Below are 19,013 nucleotides of genomic sequence, written 5' to 3' on the forward strand. Positions count from 1 at the left end.
AACCCAATGGAAACAGCACTCGATATCCAAGGCTTGCACGTCCGCTATGGCCCAATCCGCGCGGTTCAGGGCATTGACCTGATCGTCCCCAAAGGCGGCATAACGGCGCTTTTAGGGGCCAATGGCGCAGGCAAGACAACGACGGTCATGGCGATCGCAGGTGCATTGCCCGTGGTATCGGGCGCTGTTTCCCTTTTTGGCAAGGATATGACAGGGGCCGCACCCGACGCCATTGTGCGGGCGGGTGTGGCCATCTCACCGGAAGGACGCCGCGTGTTTGCGCAGCTGACGGTCGAAGAAAATCTTGTGCTGGCCGGATCAATTCTGGGCGACGAGACGCTCAGCGCCAAACGTTTGGCCGAGATGAAAGAGCGTTTCCCGATCCTGGGCGAACGCCGCCGTCAGATGGCGGGGCTTTTGTCGGGGGGCGAACAACAGATGCTGGCGGTGGGACGTGCCTTGATGAGCGGACCGCGCTTGCTGTTGCTGGACGAACCGTCGCTTGGCCTTGCGCCGCAGGTCGTGGATCAGATTTTCGACATCGTAGAAGAATTGAAAGCCGACGGTATTTCAGTGCTTCTGGTCGAGCAAAACGCGGCTCTTGCCCTGGACATTGCCGATCATGCTGTCGTGCTGGCGAATGGCGCTGTTGCCGCTGCCGGTGCACCGTCGGAACTAGCAAATGACGCGGTCTTGCAATCCGCATATCTGGCGGCTTGAGCGATGGATGTTCTTCTTCAACAAATGATCAACGCGCTTAGCCTTGGGGGAATTTATGCGATGCTGGCCCTGGGGCTGGCGATTGTGTTCTCTATTGTGCGATTGATCAATTTCGCGCATGGCGAAATCATGACGTTCGGGGGCTATGGCATCTTTCTGGCCATGAGCTTTGGCCTGCCGCCGATCGCCGCTCTTGTTGTCGGGCTTGGCGCTTCTGTGTTCATGGCCATGGCAATGGAGCGTACAGCGTTTCGCGCCATGCGCGGCGCGGATGTCGTTGCACTTTTGATCACATCTTTCGCGGTATCCGAGATCCTCAAAGTTCTGTTCCAGAACGGAATTTCCGCCAGACCCGTCCCGATCTCTTTTCCAGCGTCATGGTCTGGCACCTATCATATCGGCCAGACGACATTTGGCATTATCCCGACCGTATCAATCATCGTAACATTTTCAGCCCTTGCAGGCCTGACATTCGTGTTGCGGCGCACAACGATTGGCATGGCCATGCGCGCCGCTGCCGAAGATATCGAGATGCTCAAACTGCTGGGTATCAAGGCCAACCGGGTCGTTGCTGTGGCTTTTGCCCTGTCAGGGCTACTTGCGGGTATTGCCGCTGTCATCTGGACGGCACAACGCGGGTCAGTGGATCCACTGATGGGATTTTTCCCCGTTCTCAAGGCCTTCATTGCGACCGTACTTGGGGGTTTGGGCAGCTTGGGCGGCGCTGTCCTTGGTGGGTTCATCGTCGGCGGGCTGGAGGTTCTGCTACAGGCTTTCCTGCCAGACAGTCTGGCCCCATACCGGGATGCAATGGTTCTGGCCTCAGTCATCTTGTTGTTGCTGTTACGCCCGGATGGCCTCCTTCCAGCGGCGAATGCCAACAGATCGTAAGGAGCGGTGTTGGCGCAAAGTTCATCACTCGCTCGGATTGTTGCCCTCAGAGCGCGATGACAGACAAAGAGTGTGCAAATCGGATTCTGCGGAAATTGAATCTAACTTCCAAAATCAGACATTGGCGCAGCCGCCGCGGAATTGGGCTGTGCCACACTGCCGTTCTTTGACCAGATACCGACAAAAGTCCGCAATAGATCAGAATTTCTCGATGTTACGGCCAATATTGCATGACCCGCTGGCTCGAAAATATCCTGGGAAGCTGTCGACGGCTCAAAGTTGCGCGTCGTTCCACAAATTCCAGAGCGTCAGTGAGGTAAAGTTAGTCCTTCACCAGCGCTCCAAGGCCTAATGTTTTTCAGCTAGAAAGCTCAGTTCTGCACAGCTTGTCAGATCGAACACATGAGCATCTGGATTTCGACTGGCCACGCCCGGCAAGTGCAGATCCAAAGATCGTATCGCGTTAATACCTCGCCTGTTTCAAGGAACAAGATTGACAAGGACCAATGTTGCAGGGGCCCCTGTTATGAATGTTCTTCTGCAGCCGTGGCTGCCAACGCGCGGTTATAGGCCTTTAGCGCATCAATATGGTAGAGCGTACCGACTGGGGTCTCAGCTCCGTCATCACCGCTCACAACCACCGGTATGCAGAGGATTTCGTCTCGGTCGAAGAACGGCATCGCCGCCTCAAGCGTAGCGCTTGCTTGAACAAAAAGACCCTGATCAATCAAAACCTGTGCTTCTTCCCGGGTGATTGAACGTGCATCGCCAAGCGGTCGCATCACTGCGCCTGCGCGCAACATCGCCAGAAGATAGGCCTGTGGCCCCGCGGCCAGATGCACATTGCGTCGTTCCAGTTGGGTCAGGAAGAAGGATCGATCCACGAGGCGCGAAGCCAGCGCCGTGGACATTGAAACCGACACCATCACCGCCAGACCGATCTGCCAATCTCCGGTCAGTTCAAAGACAATCATCGTGGTCGAAATCGGGGCACCAAGCACGGCAGCGGCCACCGCGCCCATCCCGGCAAATGCGTAGAGGGTATGGGTACCCGATACATCGGGCAGCAAACCCGTTGCAATCAACCCGAATGCCAACCCGGTTAACGCACCTATCATCAGCGAGGGTGAAAACACACCGCCACCCATACGTCCCCCCATCGTGATCGCAACAGCCACAGTTTTGATGATTGCGAACAGGATGGCGGTTGTCAGAACCAAATCTCCGGCCAGGGCCCGGATCGTGGTTTCGTATCCAACGCCGATGATGTGGGGAAACCAGATCGCGATCAGTCCCAACATTGCGCCTGATACAGCAGGACGCAGCCATCCGGGCAAGGACAGCCGGCTTTGAATGTGATTGCCAATATCTTCTGCAAAGAAGATCGACCGCATCAGAAGCAAGGCCACCAACCCGCAGATCAACCCAAGGATCAGAAACGCGGGCAGCTCGACATAGAATTGCAGGGATCCGGGCGTATCCAGCGTGAATTCGGTCACGTCGCCGTATTCCAGCCGGTTAATCACCGTCCCGGCGACCGAAGCGATAACGATGGGCGCAAAAGCATGCACCGCGAAATGGCGCAGCACCACCTCAAGCGCGAACAAAGCACCGGCAATGGGTGAGTTGAAACTGGCCGAAACTGCCGCCGCCACCGCACATCCCAGCAAATCACGCCCGGTAATTCCGTCGGCATGGATACGATTACTGACCCAGGTCGAGATCACGCCTGCCATATGCACAACCGGCCCTTCTCGACCCGTAGATCCACCTGTGCTCAGCGTAATCAGCGAGGAGAAAAAAGACGCGATACCCGCCTTGCCTTCGACCCGACCATCGGTGAGGGCAGCGCCTTCGATTACATCGGCAACTGAACGCACGCGCCCGTCATCGGTATACCGGTGCAGGATGATGCCAACGATAAGACCGCCGATGATCGGTGTGATCAGGATCAGGAACCACGGCAGCTTTTCCACATGGCTGTGCAGTAACGAGATATCCCCGGTGTCGTAGACATAGGCCTGCAATGCCTGAATTGCCTTACGAAATCCCAATGCCATAAAGCCTGCGGCAATCCCAATCGCCAGCGCGATGAACCAGAACTGAATTTGGCTGGGCCCGCGCCTGCGCATCACCCGCCACGCGTCCTTCATCGCGGCCAGAGCCTGATTGAGCTGGTTGCGCAGAACGGTGCGGGTTGACTGGGTCATTTGCCCTCGGGGGATCAGGATACACCCCTTACTAAGCCACGGAGGGCACGGATAAAAGCCGGATCGCGCGTCTGTGAGGGCCTATGCGTCCAGAAGAGCACGGGCAGCGGCACGCGCTTCGTCCGTGATCGTGTCACCAGCGACCATCCTGGCAATTTCGTCCACCCGGTCGGCCTGGGCCAAAGGCACCACGGTCGACAGAGTTTGCCCATCGGTCACATGTTTCTGAACACGCCAGTGATAGGCGGCACGTGCGGCGACCTGCGGGGAATGCGTCACGACCAATACCTGCCCGCCCTGTGCCAGCGATGCCAGACGCCTGCCGACGGCGTCCGCAGTCGCGCCGCCAACACCCCTGTCGATCTCATCAAAGATCATCGTGCGCACGCTGTCATCGCCGGTCAGACAGACCTTGAGCGCCAGCAAGAAGCGGCTCAGTTCACCGCCCGAGGCGATTTTGTTTAACGGTCCAGACGGTGCACCGGGGTTGGTGGCAACGGTGAACGCCACAGCATCCGCACCTTCGGGGCCGGGATCGGACGGGGTGATCTCGGTCTGGAACACAGCGCGTTCCATTTTCAGCGGTGCAAGCTCGGCCATCACAGCGGTGTCAAGTTCACCCGCTGCCCGTTGGCGCAGGCTGCTGAGTGCCTCCGCAGCCTTGTGATAAACTGCCTGCGCAGTCTCAACCGCAACGCGCCTGTCGGCCAGATCAGCGTCACCAGCATCCAAACGGTTCAGCCGCTCACGCAAAGTCTCCGCGAACCCGCCCAAGTCGTCCGGGGCAACGTCATGCTTTCGGGCCAACGCACGAATGGCGAAAAGCCGTTCCTCGACTGCCTCCAGTTCAGCCGGATTGAAGTCCAGCACCTGAAGACTGGCATTAACGCCATCTTGCGCCTCGCCCAATTCGACCAGTGCACGCCCCAGTGCGGCAACAGGCTCTTCCAACTGCCCGCCCGCATTATCGGACACGCCTTCCAACCAGCGCAGAGCATCAGACATCGCGCCCTCGGCCCCATCACTGCCAAGCAAGTCATAGGCACGGGCGACGTCATCGCGAATCCGCTCTGCCCCCTGCATCATGCGGCGCCTTGCATCCAGTTCGGCATCCTCGCCGGGCTGCGGATCAAGCTTATCAAGCTCAGTGACCGCATGGCGCAGAAATTCTTCCTCTGCCCGCATGGCAGCCAACGCAGATTCGACCTCAGACAAAAGGTTGCGCGCGCGCGACATCTCGGACCATGCAGAGCGCACAGTGGCCAGTTGCCCCCCTGCCCCGGCAAAATCATCCAGCATCGCGCGGTGGCCCCGCGGGTTCAGCAGGCCGCGATCATCGTGCTGGCCATGCAGTTCCACCAGGGTTTCCGACAAAGCCCGCAACACCTCGCCCGAGCAACGCCGGTCATTGACCCATGCGGTTTTCCGGCCCTCGGCTGTGTTCACGCGGCGCAGGATCAGCTCTTCGCCTCCGGGCAATCCGGCTTCGGCCAAAATCGGATGTGCGGGGTGGTTTTCGTGCAGCTCGAACTCGGCCACAACTTCACCCTGAGCGGCCCCCTGACGCACCAGCTCTGCCCGCCCGCGCCAGCCCAGAACGAACCCAAGCGAATCCAGTAGGATCGACTTGCCCGCGCCGGTCTCGCCGGTCAACGCGTTCAATCCCGGCTGGAACGTCAGTTCCAACCGGTCGATGATCAGCATATCGCGGATATCAAGGGCGCGCAGCATCGGGTCTCAGCGTCCCACGCCTTTAGCCATGGCGATTACAACCACTGACCTTTGACGGTCTGGCGATAAATCGTGCTGAGCCAGTTGTTGCCGCGGCTTTTGAGTTTCAGCCCGCGAGAGGTCAGCAGCTTATAGCCAGCGTCATACCATTCCGAGGATTGGTAGTTGTAACCCAGAATTGCACCGGCCGATTGCGCCTCATCCACCAGACCCAGCGAGAGATATGCCTCGATCAGGCGATAGAGCGCTTCGGCGGTGTGCGAAGTTGTCTGAAAATCCTCTACCACAACGCGGAACCGGTTGATCGCGGCAGTATAGTGATCCTGACGCAGATAATAACGTCCGATCTCCATTTCTTTGCCAGCCAGATGGTCAAAGGCCAGATCGAATTTCAACACGGCGGAGGTGGCATATTCGCTGTCCGGATAGACTTCGATCACCGTGCGCAATGACTGAAGCGCCTGGAACGTCAGGCCCTGATCGCGGCCCACCTCGTCAATCTGGTCATAATAGCTGAGTGCCAACAGGTATTGGGCATAGGCCGCATCTTCGTCAGTTGGATAGAAATCTATATAGCGCTGTGCTGCTGCACGGCTTTCTTCGTAATTCTCATCTGCATGGTATGAAAACGCCTGCATGATCAGCGCGCGCTTTGCCCAGTCAGAGTAAGGGTAAAGACGTTCAACCTCGGAGAAGTACCACGCTGCATCGTCGGAACGATTCTCCGACAGCTCAAATTCCCCACGCGTGAAAATCTGTTCGGGGGTGAACCCTTCTAGGTTCTGATTGCGGTCAGCGCCCCCGCTGTTGCACGCTGTCAAAACTGCTGTCAGAAGTACCGCCCCTGCGAATCTGACCGCCGCTTTGGTGCCTATCATTCCGCCAATCCTTGTCGTCTTGCTTAATGGGAATACCCCGGTTTGGGCCTTGGTCTAGCACATAAAATTCCAGTGCAAAACGCCTTAGTAGGCCCTTTGGCGGATTTGTCAGCAGAGTGGAACCAATCAGGCGACTTCGGGGATTTCGTCCCAGACCAGACCCTGTCCGGGCAGACGCGCGGCCTGTTCGGGGGTACACAGGATCGGACGCACAGCACCGGGCGTTTCAAACAGCTTGCGCAGCAGCGTGTTTGTCATCGCATGACCAGACTTGTCGCCGGTGAAATGACCCAGAATCGGTCCACCCGCCAAATACAAGTCACCCAGAGCATCTAGCATCTTGTGACGCACCGCCTCGTCTGCGTGGCGAAGGCCACCCGGGGTCAGAACTTCGTCGCCCTGAACGACCACAGCATTTTCAAGCGTGCCGCCAAGAGCCAAGCCGTTCTCGCGCATCGCTTCGACGTCGGTACGACGGCAGAATGTCCGGCAATCACTAAGCTCGCGTGCAAAAGAGCCATTGCACATATCCAGCGTCTTAGTCTGACGACCAATGGCGCTGTCTTCAAAATCGATATGAAAATCGATAATCAACCCGTCCGCAGGCGCAATCGAAGCACTGGCACCCTCACGGGTTGCGGTCACAGGTTTAAGAACCTCATAGGCCAGGACCGGGCTTGCCTGACGACGCACGCCTTTCAACATGATGCCACGAACGAATTCAATCGAAGACCCGTCCATGATCGGCACCTCGGGGCCATCAATCTCGATCAGCGCATTGTGGACACCGCATCCAGCCAAGGCTGCCATGATATGCTCGACGGTGGAAACCGTAACGCGCGCTTCATTGACCAGTCGGGTACAAAGCGGGGTACGATCGACCACATCGTAGATTGCAGGGATCAACGCATTGCCCAGCTCGATATCCGTCCGTTTGAACCAGATGCCGTGGCCAGCAGCAGCCGGCTTCAGGATCATCGTCGCAGGCTTACCGCTGTGCAGCCCGAGGCCTGTAAACGTGATCGGAGATTTGAGCGTATGTTGCAAGTGTGACCTCGGTGAGTGGCGTCCGACCTGTGATGGCCGTGTTGGCATTCAACTAAGGAAGCAGGTCAAAAGGCTCAACTCACTCTTTGCAACCGAATGAAACATGAATGTGACAGGTCGGCAAAACCCTGCTCACATAGGGATAATGCACTGTTTTAAAATAAGAAAGGGCCGCCAAATGGCAGCCCCTCTTTAGTATATTGTTACCGCGATCAGTTGGCTTGACGGCGAAGGAAGGCCGGTATTTCGATCCGATCCTGCTCCGGGTCGTCCTCGACATGTGCAGGTGCCGTAGCGTCAGATTGGCGCAATACCGGCTGCTGGCGGGCCGGTTGCTGCGCCGGAGTATCGGCTGCGTGGCCGGTCATGCGATCAATCAGGCGGTTAAAACCAAATCGCGGGCGGTCGGCATCCCCATGAGTATCGGAGACCTCCTGTGGCCGAGGCGCAGGATGACCTCTTTCAGCCGGAGGTACATTCTGGACGGCTGCCTGCAAGCGCCTCAGAGCTTCGGGTGATGGCGATCCTGCGGGTGCTTGCGGCTGAGGTGCGACAAAGCTTTCTGGGGCGTATTCGACCGGCTCGGGAGTCGGCTCGAATTCGGCCACGCGCGGCTGATAGGCCGGGGGTGGCAGGCCGTCATCATCCTGTTCTGCGCGCGGTTGGAACTGCGGTTCCATCGGCTCTTCAGTTGCCTCAAACAGCGAAGGTTCACGCGTTGGTTCGGGCTGAGGTTCAGGTTCGGCGCTTGCCGCCACTGACATTTCTTCCAGGGCCGCTTCCTCTGCAGAAACCGAACGGGTCAGCGGTGCCGACATCGAACGACGCGCGACAGGCACATCATCCTGCTTTTCGCTGGCGTCGATACCTGTTGCCACAACCGAAACGCGCATGCCGCCTTCCATTGCGGTATCCAGCGTGGAGCCGACGATGATATTCGCCTCTGGGTCCACTTCCTCACGGATACGGTTTGCGGCTTCGTCCAGTTCGAACAGGGTCAGGTCGTGGCTGCCGGTGATGTTGATCAGAACGCCCTTGGCGCCCTTGAGGCTGATTTCGTCCAACAGCGGGTTGGCGATGGCCTTCTCGGCGGCCTGTACGGCGCGATCTTCGCCGGTGGCTTCGCCCGTGCCCATCATCGCCTTGCCCATCTCGTCCATAACGGCGCGAACATCCGCGAAGTCGAGGTTGATCAGGCCCGGACGCACCATCAGGTCGGTCACGCCTTTGACACCCTGATACAGAACGTCATCCGCCATCGAAAACGCCTCGGTAAACGTGGTCTTTTCGTTGGCCAGACGGAACAGGTTCTGGTTTGGAATGATGATCAGCGTGTCGACAACGCGCTGCAAGGCTTCAACACCGTCTTCGGCCTGACGCATCCGCTTAGCGCCTTCGAACTGGAAAGGCTTGGTCACAACACCGACGGTCAAAACACCCAATTCACGCGCTGCCTGCGCGATGATCGGTGCGGCACCCGTGCCGGTGCCACCGCCCATACCGGCCGTGATGAAGCACATATGCGCGCCTGCCAGATGGTCTACAATCTGCTCGATGCTTTCTTCGGCCGCTGCCGCACCCACTGTCGGACGCGCGCCCGCACCCAGACCTTCGGTGACTTTCACGCCCAGTTGAACTCGTGACGAAGACTGGCTTTGCTGCAGCGCCTGGGCATCGGTGTTGGCAACGACAAAATCGACACCGTCCAACTGTTTTTCAATCATGTTGTTGACGGCGTTACCGCCCGCTCCGCCAACGCCAAAAACTGTAATCCGAGGCTTCAGCTCGTCGTGCCCGGGCATCGAAAGATTCAATGTCATGCTTCTGTCCGCCTGTTTATATAACCCGCCAACGCGGTGTTTTTCTTACCTATCCACTAACAATCCTACCGATCCAAACGGCAAACGTCACGCCAAAAATCGCGAAAATCCACAAAATATGGAGGAAATAAGGCACCTGGAAACAGTATTTGGCAAAGATTGCCAGATGTTGCGGAATTATCTCAAAGCACCACAAAACATGCGACGCTCGCGCCACTGTTGACGGGCGCGTCACTTGCAATTCATTCACATTCTGTCTGCGGAAAACTGCTCAAGCCCTCTCGCAAGGCCTCTGACGGGCCCTGAGGATATCTTGTGGGATTTTGACAGCCCCTGCAAGATATTTCTTTAGCTAATTGGGGCACTTGGGCAGTTAAGACCCTTCTCAGAAATGTCCCTGACCTCTTGAATTTCTGTCCTAGAGAAACCGACCATTCGCACCATCAACTGGTCTTCATACAAAAACGGCCACCAGCAAACTGGCAGACCATCCTCGTCATCGACGTACAGAAAGCAAATCTGCCCATTAGGAGTTGTAATTTTCCCGTACACACAACCCTTGCCCTCCATACGCCAGACCGAGAGAGTCGGGCTCAGGAACTCTTCGGTGCCGACCAGCATACCGCTGTCATAGACGTGAAACTTTACGGTCTTTCCTTGAACGGCCCCCAGGAAGGCTTCGGGTGTGATACGGGTCTGAGCCTCTATCGCTGACGGCACAGCCATGACCAGCGCCGCGATCGCGGCTTTACCAGTTGTCACGGAACCACCGCACAGCGCGCTTGAACGGGCGTGCGGAATAGGTGTCTACGGGGATTTCAAAATCCCACCATTCATCCTGTGGGTTGGCTGCAAACAGGCTTAGCCCCACAACCGAAGAGAACCCCGGCCCTGTGGCCGATTGCGGCAACCCATGGACCCGCAGCGGGCGACCAAGGCGAACACGCTGCCCCAGAATACGAGAGGCCAACCCGTCCAGCCCCATGATTTGGCTGCCGCCTCCGGTCAGGACGATCTGCTGGCTGGGCATGTGCTCAAAGCCAGCCGCATCCAGCCGTACACGCACTTCCTCCAGGATTTCTTCGACACGTGGACGCATGATACCTATCAACTCTGCCCGGCTGACGGTACGGCGGTCATGTTCCCAATCGCCGGTATCACCGCCAATGTCGATCAGGTCGCGGTCATCCGCGCCGGTCGCGTGAACGCCGCCATTGAATGTCTTGATCCGTTCGGCAACAGACGCCGGAACGCCCAGCCCCATCGAGATGTCACTGGTCACATGATCCCCACCCATGCGCACGCAATCGGCATAGATCATGTGTTTCTTCATGAATATTGACACGCTCGTGGTGCCACCGCCCATGTCGATACAGGCGGCACCCAGTTCCTGTTCATCCTCAACCAGCGCCGAAATACCCGAGACATAGGCCGAATTCGCGATACCGGCCAATTCGAGATCGCAACGCTTGATACAGCGCACGATATTCTGGATTGCAACCGCGTCCACGGTCAGCATGTGCATATCGACGGCCAGCGATTGCCCCATCTGACCCCTTGGGTCGATCAAGCCCGATCGGTTATCCAGCGCAAAATTCACCGGCTGAGCATGTAGGACTTCGCGGCCCGCACCATAGTCGGGCACGTCACAGGCATTGAGAACACGGCCAACTTCGGCCTCGGTTACCAGCTGACCTTCCAGATCCACCTGGGCATCCAAACCATAGGACCGCGGGTTTGCCCCCGAGAAACAGGCGATCACATGGTCGACACGGATATCTGCCATTTTCTGCGCGGCCTGAAGCGCGGTTCGAATGGCGCGCTCGGTCTCCTGCATCGCAGTGACTTCGCCAAATTGCACACCACGGGACCGCGTGGTCGCGGCACCGATCACCCGAAACCCGGATTGTCCGGCCAGAGACCCGATGCCACTGTCCTCGTGCAAACGCCCGGCGCCGTCGAACCGCAGCACAAGGCAGGAAATCTTAGAGCTCCCGACATCTAGAATAGCGACAACGCCGCGTTGCATCGCCTGCCTGCGCATTTGCCGCATGGCCCGTTGGGACTGATAAAGATCGGTCATCATTGTCGTTACTGCCCGCTACTCACATCTACTTTTGTATTCCACCAGTCTTCGCTGGCGGCTTTGGTCATTCGGATTGTCGGTCGCTGACCCAGGCGCATATCCACCACGGCCACATCGCGTTCCAGAAGATCCTGAACCTCGTTCACGGCCAACACGCGTTCCAATGCGCGCACTGGCCGTTCCGTCGGCAACATGATGCGCTGACCGCGATCCAGAACTAGATCCCAGCGACGTTCGCCAATTCGCACCAGACCGCGCACCCGATTGCCCAGACTGCTGGCTGTGGCCGTCAGTTGCAGCGCTTCGGGTACATAGGAATCCGCGCCCTCACCCGCGATCAGTGGCAAATTGGAGTGATCCTGCCGCGATGCGATGATTTCAACATGCGCGCCGGTTTCATCCAGCAATTCGACCCCTCGGCGGGTACGCCAGACAATGGCGGGCTGCCGTTCGACAACATCCACCTGCAGGATACCTCCTGGACGGATGCGCACAGAGGCTGATTTAACCGGATCCAATCCTGTGATCGTTTCGCGCATCTGTTCGACATCCAGGTCCCAGGAACTGATTGGGAAGTCCAGCGGCACCACTTCACGAATGTCTTCCGAAAGGTTGGTTCCCGCCCCATCAATCGCCATCAGGTTGACCATGAATTCTGGTCGCTGCTGGATCGAGATTTTCACATCATGGACATGAGCCACAATCGCTTCGCGCCGGTCCTGAGAGCTGAAATACCCGCCAAGCGCTGCACACACAGCGAAGACCGGCAGCCCGTATTTCAGGCCACGGCGAACACCAGGCGTCAACATCCAGCGCTGTAACCGATAGCTTAGGCGGGACGGCGCCGGATCAAACGCCGATGACTTACGCCCCCAAAGTCGCCGCAGGCGGAACTTGGGTTCTACATTGTTGCGGTCCCCCGAAGCGAAATCGGCATCCGGACCAGCAAGTGGCTTTGAGCGATGGATAACCGGCGCACGGGTGGCTGTCAGCGGTCGCATGATGCGTCCTCCACCATCCATGCGCAAAGCTGGCCGAAGGTTATCCCGCAATGCGCGCCCTGTTCCGGAGCCAGTGACGTCGGCGTCATTCCCGGCTGGGTGTTGGTTTCCAGAAGGAACAAGCCCTCTGCGCCCTTGCTGTCATCCCACCGAAAATCTGTGCGGCTGACGCCTTTGCAACCCAACAGATCATGCGCCTGTTTGGCAAAGCCCATACAAAGGTCAAAAATGTCCTGCGGGATTTCAGCAGGCAGCACATGCCACGACCCACCCGGCTTGTACTTGGCATCGTAATCGTACCAGCCATCCGTCATGATTTCTGTCACGGTCAAAGCGCGGTCGCCCATGACTGTGACGGTCAACTCGCGGCCAGCCACATATTGTTCGACCATTACCAGTTCGGGCATGTCGTCTGCCAGTTTCGGTGGAGTGTTGGCGCCTTCATGCACCAGATAAATGCCGACGCTGGAACCCTCGTTGTTGGGCTTGACCACATAGGGCGGTTCCATCGTGTGACGCGCGGCAACTTCGGATTTGGCCTCGATCACACTTTCGGCGACTGGCAGACCCGCGATACGGAACGCCGCTTTGCTGCGCTGCTTGTCCATGGCCAACGCCGATGCCAGCACACCGGAATGAGTATAGGGAATACGCAACCACTCCAGCAGACCCTGCACGCAGCCATCCTCGCCCCAGCGACCATGCAGAGCGTTGAAGACCACATCCGGCTTGATATCCAAAAGGCGCACATAGAGGTCCGGACCCGCGTCCAGTTCGACCACTTCAAAGCCTTCTCCCCTTAGGGCGGCCGCGCATTCGCGCCCAGAGCTGAGAGACACCTCACGTTCCGCCGAGGGTCCACCCATCAATACCGCCACTTTGGGGTTTGTCCTGCTCGAACTACCCACGTCGTGCGCCTCAAATTCTGCGGACCTTATGTGGTGGTCCGTCCTGCTTTATGCCTTTGATCCGTCGCCCTATTTTGCCTGTTTTGGGTCTGACGGTCGGAGCTTTAATCTGTCAGCGGATCACCGACCCGCATGATTTCCCACTCTAGCGTGATGCCGCTTGTTTCGTAAACCTTTTTTCGCACATCTTCGCCCAACCCTTCGAGGTCGGCAGCGGTGGCAGAGCCGGTGTTGATCAGAAAATTGGAATGCTTGGGGCTCATCTGCGCCCCGCCCCGCATCACGCCCCGCATTCCCGCGTCGTCGATCACCTTCCAGGCCTTGAGGTCATGCACATCATCCGCGCGACCGGTTGAGGAAAATCCCGCCGGATTGCGAAAGGTCGAGCCCGCGCTGCGATCTTTGGTCGGCTGGGTCTCATCCCGCTTTTTCAACTGCGAGTCCATGCGGGCATGCAGTTCATCAGGATCATCTAGGGGGCCTTCGAACGTGGCCGAGATCAGCACCGCACCCTCAGGCAGATCCGACTGACGATAGCGAAAATTCAGTTCTTCGGGCGTCAGATCGACGACCTGCCCTTGCCGCGTAATGATCGTCGCCTTGCACAGAACATCCGCCGTATAGCTGCCATAACATCCCGCATTCATCCGCACAGCGCCGCCAATCGACCCCGGAATGGTTCGCAAAAACGTCAGGTCCACGCCCGCATCAGCTGCCTTGCGCGCCACATGCGCATCCAGCGCTGCCGCGCCTGCGGTGACAATGTTGCCCTCAATCGAGATGCCATTAAATCCCCGGCCCAACCGGATCACTACGGCGCGCAGCCCACCGTCCCGGACGATCAGGTTTGAGCCGACGCCCATCGGGAAAACCGTGATATCGTCAGGCAAGTCGCGCAGAAACTGCTGCAGGTCTTCCTGGTCGGCGGGTTGAAAGAGGTAATCCGCCGGTCCTCCGACCCGCAACCAGGTCAGATCATTCAGCGGGCGGTTCTGGGTGAGCTTGCCGCGTGGCGAGGGAACAGAAGTCATGGCCGCTAATTCGCGGATTCGAACCGCCAAAGCAAGCTGTATCCGCTATTGCGCGGCACCCAGGATCCGACGCAACCACCGGCCCAGATAAATCACGGGCCAACGCAGTACCGAGATCCCAGCAACCAGAACAATCAACCCGATCCACGGACCGTTCTGCAGCGTGACATAGCCAACGATAGGAATACCCGCAGCAATCAAGAAATAGGCGCGGGTCCAGTGATTATCCTTGCTGGGGATCATCGCCAGGACATTCGCAACAACTCCCCACAGGGCGGCAAGGGCAATGGACCAATTCATTCGTCGTCCCCTCGGCCTGTCCAACGTTGCCAATAGTGGCGAATTGGGTTTCGGAACATGGATGCAAAAGCCGCAAAGCCCAGGACCGAAAAGAACCAGCCGAAATCGTAACCCAGCCAGACAATCAGCGCCGGCGCAACGATAACCAAGACAATCCCCGGTGGAAATTGCAGGCGCATCGGTAGCATGGCCACGATAGTCGATGCTATGACCCACAACCCTGCAAATAATACCGAATACGCCAAATCTTGCCTCCGAGACCGCTTTTTCTGCGGTTGCACGATCACTCTTTAGGGTTGCACCACAAAAGAGTCCATTACGTCACATCGCCTGTTATTTCTGCAAGCGCGAAGGCAGGCCATTGGCCCAGGCGCTGATCGTACCGGCACCAAGGCAGACAACCATGTCTCCGGGGCGGGCCTGTTCACGAACCAGGCGTTCAAGATCGGATTCGTCCATCAAAGCGCGGGCATGTCGATGCCCATGCCGGATCAGCCCCTGAACCAGGTCATCGCGGGACGCCCCTTCGATCGGGTCCTCTCCGGCAGCGAAAATATCGGCGATGGCAACAACGTCGGCGTCATTGAAACAGGTACAGAAATCATCGAACAGATTAGACAAACGCGAATACCTGTGGGGTTGATGGACCGCTATCACTCGGCCTTCGGTGGCCTGGCGTGCGGCTTTCAGAACCGCTGCGATTTCAACCGGGTGGTGACCGTAATCGTCGATGATCGTGACGCCATCGACCTCACCCACTTTGGTAAAGCGACGATTGACGCCACCGAAATGAGCCAACGCTTCGCGGATTTCGGCGGCTTTCATGCCCAGGTGGCGGGCAACAGCGACGGCCGACAATGCGTTCGAGACGTTGTGGTCGCCGGGCATCGGCAGGGTGCAACCCTCGATCCTCTTGTCTTCGTATTGCAGGTGAATGTCGAAATGTGCGACGCCGCCCTTATAGGTCAGGTTCTCGGCCCGCACATCCGCCTGCGCGTTGAAACCATAAGTCCGCACGCGCCGGTCTGTGATGCGACCCACCAGTGTTTGCACTTCGGCGTGGTCGGTGCAGCAGACGGCAAGCCCGTAAAACGGCAGGTTCGAGACAAATTCGTAGAACCCGTCGCGCAGCTGGTCGAAATCGCCCCAATGCTCCATATGCTCGGGGTCGATATTGGTGACGATGGCAATGGTCGCAGGCAGCCGGTTGAACGAGCCGTCGGATTCGTCCGCCTCGACCACCATCCATTCGCCCTGCCCCATCCGCGCATTTGAGCCATAAGCGTGAATGATACCGCCATTGATCACGGTCGGGTCAAATTCCCCTGCCACCATCAGTTCAGCCATCATCGTGGTGGTGGTGGTCTTGCCGTGGGTTCCGGCAATGGCAATGTTGGATTTCAGGCGCATCAACTCGGCCAGCATATCGGCCCGACGCACCACTGGCAGGCCGCGCTCACGGGCGCCGTCCAGCTCCGGGTTGCCCGGTTTGATCGCAGTCGACACCACAACTACGGCGGCGTTCTCAAGGTTTTCGGCGCTTTGACCAATGAAGATTTCGGCCCCCAGCCCCGCCAAACGGTCGGTGATTTTCGACGCTTTCAGGTCCGAGCCCTGCACCCGGTAGCCCAGATTCAAAAGCACCTCGGCAATGCCCGACATCCCGATCCCGCCGATACCCACGAAATGGATCGGCCCGACATCCTGCGGCAGTTTGGTTGCTGGGGTCATGCGGTCTCCTTCTGCGCCAACTGTTCGACCTGGGCGACCAAGCGCTCGGTCGCGTCCGGTGCGCCGGTCGATAAGGCGGCATGGGCCATCTTTTGCGCGGCTTCGGGGTTTGTCAGAACTGCGGTGATTTGCTGTGTCAGCGAAGGAACGTCAAGCAGGTTCTCGGGGATCATGATTGCCCCTCCGGCCTGAACCAGCCCGCGTGCATTGGCGGTCTGATGATCGCCCGCTGCGGCGGCATACGGGATCAGGATCGAGGGCCGCCCGATGACGGATATATCCGCCACACTTGACGCGCCTGAGCGTGATATCACCAGCTGCGCATCGGACATACGACGGGGCACATCCTGAAAGAACGGTTTCACTTCGGCACGGATACCGTGGTCGTCATAAAACGCGGAAACACGGGCGCCGTCTTCGTCGCGGGCCTGATGCGCGACACGAATATGTCGGCGCATCTCATCAGGCAGCGCGGCAATCGCTTCGGGCACAATCTGACTTAGGATGCGCGCACCTTGCGAGCCACCCATCACCAGGATCGACATCGGGTAATCGCCCGGTGGGATATAGCCCGCCGCAGCCCGGTCCAGCACGGCGGCCCGAACCGGGTTGCCGGTATGTATGCCCTTTGCACCGTCCGGCAGATCAGTCGGCCAGACACCACAAGCCACCTGCGCCACGCGGGTCGCAAACAGCTGATTCACGCGGCCCAAAACGCCGTTCTGTTCATGGATCATGCGCGGGATCTTCAACATCGTCGCAGCACCCAGCGCTGGGATCGAGGGGTAACCGCCAAAGCCGACCACTACGTCCGGTCGGTCGCGCAGCATCTGAAACGCCATACCGGCGACACCACCTGCGATCTTGGGACCGACCATCAGTTTGGCGGGCAGTCCGCCACGAGCGAAGGTTGCCGAGGACGCCTCGACAATTTCAGTCGAATGCGGAAAGCCACCCGTATATCTTGCGCCGCGCGTATCGGTGGACAAGCGCACACGCCAGCCCCTGTGCAGCATCGCCTCGGCTAGCGCCTGAGCCGGGAACATGTGGCCCCCGGTCCCGCCAGCCGCAATCAGAAGGTAGGGTTTGCCCATCAGCCTCGTCCGCGTAGAATATCACCAAGTTCGCCCTGAGGGCGGGTGCGGGTAAACGCCAGAAGCATGCCGATTGCAATACCACCTGCAATCAGGGACGAGCCGCCATAGCTGACGAATGGCAAGGTCATGCCTTTGGCGGGCAAAAGGCGCACGGCGACGCCCATGTTGATCATCGCCTGAACCCCGAACATGCAAGCCAGACCGGTGCCAGCCAGACGGATGAACATGTCACGTTCGCGCATCAGGCGCAGCAGTGACCGCACAACGATCAGCGAATACAGTGCGATGATGATCAGCACCAGGATCAGGCCATATTCCTCGGCCGCGACAGCGATGATGAAATCCGTATGGGCATCAGGCAGCGACCATTTCACCTGCCCTTCACCCACGCCGACACCGAAAAGCCCGCCCTCGCGGATCGCATTGGTGGCATAGCCCAGCTGAGTGGTCGGATCGACCTCTTGGTTCAGGAACCCGTCAATGCGTCGGGCGAAATGTTCCGAGTTGGAATAGGCGAACATACCGCCAAGCACGACAAACCCCGCCATACCAACCAGCAACAACATCGGCGCACCGGCAACGAAATACATCACGCCCCAGCCAAACAGGATCAGGCAGGCCTGACCAAAATCGGGCTGCATAACCAACATGGCGACAATCGCCATGCACAGCGCAAAAGACCATAGCCGACCGGGCGGGCCGTTGATCTGTTGTGACGCGGCCAGCAACCAGGCCGCCACAACGATAAACCCGGGTTTCAGAAATTCAGACGGCTGCAGCGAGGCAAAGCCAAGCGAATACCAACGCACCGCACCTTTGCCAAAATCTGTGCCAAAGACGGGAAGGAAGACCAGCGCGACAAAAGCAGCAAGAAACCCCAACACCGCCAGACGTCGAACCAGTGTGGGCGACATCATCGAAGTCAGCAGCATCGCAACAAGCGCCAATCCGCCGAACAACGCCTGGCGTTCGACATAATGGAACGGATCGAACCCGTTGCGACCAGCCAGCGGCGGCGATGAGGCCAACCCCAGCAACAGCCCGATGACAAACAGGATCAGTACGCAGGACATCGTCCAACGATCAATCGTCCGCCACCACTTCGGTAGAATCGGTTCTCCGCGCTGGTCTTGGACCGCGCCATACACCATCTCAGTCATGAGATACCGCCACTATCTGCCTCGTCAACGCCCCGTTTTCGGGGTCTACGTGCGAGTCTACAGGGGTTTTAGCGTTTGGGCTAGTGGAATGACGCAGCAACAGGGGGAAATTGGCGCCTTCAAGCCAGTGATCCGCTTCAGGGCTTCCCGTCCCGGGCGTTCGGATCACCTAGGGAACAAGATCGTTGTGCTTTATCCCCCTGGATTCGACCAATTCAGCCTTTTTTCCCAGTTGAACTGTGACTTGGGAAATGCGCGTGATCACTGAACCGCCCTCCTGTGCAGAGCGTCATATTGAGCTTTTTTGTCGGGCGTATTCTGGCACATGGTATTCCGGCCAATATCACAAATGTTCCAACTGCCAATTTCATTCCATTTTCCCAAACCAATCAGAGGACGGAG

At 58.3% G+C, this 19,013-nt stretch carries 17 protein-coding genes; 2 read left to right on the forward strand and 15 right to left on the reverse strand.

The annotated features are described in order from the left end of the window. The first annotated feature begins 6 nt into the window (after window positions 1–6). Both AC2FIZ_RS06305 and AC2FIZ_RS06310 read left to right on the forward strand, forming a co-directional pair. Window positions 7–720 carry an ABC transporter ATP-binding protein gene (locus tag AC2FIZ_RS06305; RefSeq protein WP_496789556.1) on the forward strand — a complete coding sequence of 238 codons (714 nt, stop codon included), beginning with the start codon at window positions 7–9 and terminating at the stop codon, window positions 718–720. 3 nt (window positions 721–723) lie between these two features. Next, a complete protein-coding gene (locus AC2FIZ_RS06310) occupies window positions 724–1,611 on the forward strand; it encodes a branched-chain amino acid ABC transporter permease (RefSeq protein ID WP_496690891.1) in 888 nt (295 codons plus the stop codon). 524 nt (window positions 1,612–2,135) lie between these two features. Here the strand turns inward: AC2FIZ_RS06310 and AC2FIZ_RS06315 are convergent. The 15 genes from AC2FIZ_RS06315 to ftsW all read right to left on the reverse strand — a co-directional run bounded on the left by AC2FIZ_RS06315 (window position 2,136) and on the right by ftsW (window position 18,611). After that, on the reverse strand, window positions 2,136–3,821 hold the full coding sequence (locus AC2FIZ_RS06315; RefSeq protein WP_281972772.1) for a chloride channel protein: 1,686 nt from the start codon (window positions 3,819–3,821) through the stop codon (window positions 2,136–2,138). 81 nt (window positions 3,822–3,902) lie between these two features. After that, window positions 3,903–5,552: a DNA repair protein RecN gene (gene recN, locus AC2FIZ_RS06320; protein ID WP_281972771.1), complete on the reverse strand. Its 1,650-nt coding sequence runs from the start codon at window positions 5,550–5,552 to the stop codon at window positions 3,903–3,905. A 35-nt stretch (window positions 5,553–5,587) separates the two neighbouring features. After that, complete coding sequence (locus AC2FIZ_RS06325; protein ID WP_142635022.1) at window positions 5,588–6,430, reverse strand: outer membrane protein assembly factor BamD; 843 nt, start codon at window positions 6,428–6,430, stop codon at window positions 5,588–5,590. Window positions 6,431–6,556: 126 nt separating this feature from the next. Beyond that, window positions 6,557–7,477: a UDP-3-O-acyl-N-acetylglucosamine deacetylase gene (gene lpxC, locus AC2FIZ_RS06330; RefSeq protein ID WP_281994907.1), complete on the reverse strand. Its 921-nt coding sequence runs from the start codon at window positions 7,475–7,477 to the stop codon at window positions 6,557–6,559. A gap of 212 nt (window positions 7,478–7,689) precedes the next feature. Then, the gene (ftsZ, locus tag AC2FIZ_RS06335; RefSeq protein WP_281994908.1) at window positions 7,690–9,297 is read right to left on the reverse strand and encodes a cell division protein FtsZ; all 1,608 of its coding nucleotides are present in this window, start codon (window positions 9,295–9,297) and stop codon (window positions 7,690–7,692) included. A gap of 348 nt (window positions 9,298–9,645) precedes the next feature. After that, a complete protein-coding gene (locus tag AC2FIZ_RS06340; protein ID WP_496790775.1) occupies window positions 9,646–10,059 on the reverse strand; it encodes a hypothetical protein in 414 nt (137 codons plus the stop codon). Further along, window positions 10,046–11,380 carry a cell division protein FtsA gene (gene ftsA / locus AC2FIZ_RS06345; RefSeq protein WP_281972769.1) on the reverse strand — a complete coding sequence of 445 codons (1,335 nt, stop codon included), beginning with the start codon at window positions 11,378–11,380 and terminating at the stop codon, window positions 10,046–10,048. Before ftsA ends, AC2FIZ_RS06340 begins: the two co-directional genes overlap by 14 nt. An 8-nt stretch (window positions 11,381–11,388) precedes the next feature. Next, window positions 11,389–12,384, reverse strand: a complete 996-nt coding sequence (locus tag AC2FIZ_RS06350; protein WP_142635027.1) for a cell division protein FtsQ/DivIB — start codon at window positions 12,382–12,384, stop codon at window positions 11,389–11,391. After that, window positions 12,372–13,292 carry a D-alanine--D-alanine ligase gene (locus AC2FIZ_RS06355; protein ID WP_496689715.1) on the reverse strand — a complete coding sequence of 307 codons (921 nt, stop codon included), beginning with the start codon at window positions 13,290–13,292 and terminating at the stop codon, window positions 12,372–12,374. The genes AC2FIZ_RS06350 and AC2FIZ_RS06355 overlap by 13 nt, the downstream gene beginning before the upstream one ends. 104 nt (window positions 13,293–13,396) lie before the next feature. Beyond that, entirely contained in the window at window positions 13,397–14,323 is a 927-nt protein-coding gene (gene murB / locus AC2FIZ_RS06360; protein ID WP_142635030.1) for a UDP-N-acetylmuramate dehydrogenase, read from the reverse strand. Window positions 14,324–14,368: 45 nt separating this feature from the next. After that, window positions 14,369–14,623, reverse strand: coding sequence for a DUF2484 family protein (locus AC2FIZ_RS06365; RefSeq protein ID WP_142635031.1), 255 nt, complete (start codon window positions 14,621–14,623; stop codon window positions 14,369–14,371). Next, window positions 14,620–14,868 carry a DUF2484 family protein gene (locus AC2FIZ_RS06370; protein WP_142635033.1) on the reverse strand — a complete coding sequence of 83 codons (249 nt, stop codon included), beginning with the start codon at window positions 14,866–14,868 and terminating at the stop codon, window positions 14,620–14,622. The genes AC2FIZ_RS06365 and AC2FIZ_RS06370 overlap by 4 nt, the downstream gene beginning before the upstream one ends. A gap of 88 nt (window positions 14,869–14,956) precedes the next feature. Next, window positions 14,957–16,354, reverse strand: coding sequence for a UDP-N-acetylmuramate--L-alanine ligase (gene murC / locus AC2FIZ_RS06375; protein WP_281972766.1), 1,398 nt, complete (start codon window positions 16,352–16,354; stop codon window positions 14,957–14,959). Next, window positions 16,351–17,448, reverse strand: coding sequence for a UDP-N-acetylglucosamine--N-acetylmuramyl-(pentapeptide) pyrophosphoryl-undecaprenol N-acetylglucosamine transferase (locus AC2FIZ_RS06380; RefSeq protein WP_142635037.1), 1,098 nt, complete (start codon window positions 17,446–17,448; stop codon window positions 16,351–16,353). Before AC2FIZ_RS06380 ends, murC begins: the two co-directional genes overlap by 4 nt. Then, a complete protein-coding gene (gene ftsW, locus AC2FIZ_RS06385; protein ID WP_142635039.1) occupies window positions 17,448–18,611 on the reverse strand; it encodes a putative lipid II flippase FtsW in 1,164 nt (387 codons plus the stop codon). Before ftsW ends, AC2FIZ_RS06380 begins: the two co-directional genes overlap by 1 nt. Between the last annotated feature and the right edge of the window lie 402 nt (window positions 18,612–19,013).

The organism is Ruegeria sp. CDSB022 (assembly GCF_059611145.1).

Excerpts from the sequence above, each read along its gene's own strand:
- AC2FIZ_RS06305 (WP_496789556.1), top strand. The coding sequence starts at position 7 with ATGGAAACAGCACTCGATATCCAAGGCTTGCACGTCCGCTATGGCCCA.
- AC2FIZ_RS06310 (WP_496690891.1), top strand. The coding sequence starts at position 724 with ATGGATGTTCTTCTTCAACAAATGATCAACGCGCTTAGCCTTGGGGGA.
- AC2FIZ_RS06315 (WP_281972772.1), bottom strand. The coding sequence starts at position 3,821 with ATGACCCAGTCAACCCGCACCGTTCTGCGCAACCAGCTCAATCAGGCT.
- recN (WP_281972771.1), bottom strand. The coding sequence starts at position 5,552 with ATGCTGCGCGCCCTTGATATCCGCGATATGCTGATCATCGACCGGTTG.
- AC2FIZ_RS06325 (WP_142635022.1), bottom strand. The coding sequence starts at position 6,430 with ATGATAGGCACCAAAGCGGCGGTCAGATTCGCAGGGGCGGTACTTCTG.
- ftsZ (WP_281994908.1), bottom strand. The coding sequence starts at position 9,297 with ATGACATTGAATCTTTCGATGCCCGGGCACGACGAGCTGAAGCCTCGG.
- ftsA (WP_281972769.1), bottom strand. The coding sequence starts at position 11,380 with ATGACCGATCTTTATCAGTCCCAACGGGCCATGCGGCAAATGCGCAGG.
- AC2FIZ_RS06350 (WP_142635027.1), bottom strand. The coding sequence starts at position 12,384 with ATGCGACCGCTGACAGCCACCCGTGCGCCGGTTATCCATCGCTCAAAG.
- murB (WP_142635030.1), bottom strand. The coding sequence starts at position 14,323 with ATGACTTCTGTTCCCTCGCCACGCGGCAAGCTCACCCAGAACCGCCCG.
- AC2FIZ_RS06365 (WP_142635031.1), bottom strand. The coding sequence starts at position 14,623 with ATGAATTGGTCCATTGCCCTTGCCGCCCTGTGGGGAGTTGTTGCGAAT.
- murC (WP_281972766.1), bottom strand. The coding sequence starts at position 16,354 with ATGACCCCAGCAACCAAACTGCCGCAGGATGTCGGGCCGATCCATTTC.
- AC2FIZ_RS06380 (WP_142635037.1), bottom strand. The coding sequence starts at position 17,448 with ATGGGCAAACCCTACCTTCTGATTGCGGCTGGCGGGACCGGGGGCCAC.
- ftsW (WP_142635039.1), bottom strand. The coding sequence starts at position 18,611 with ATGACTGAGATGGTGTATGGCGCGGTCCAAGACCAGCGCGGAGAACCG.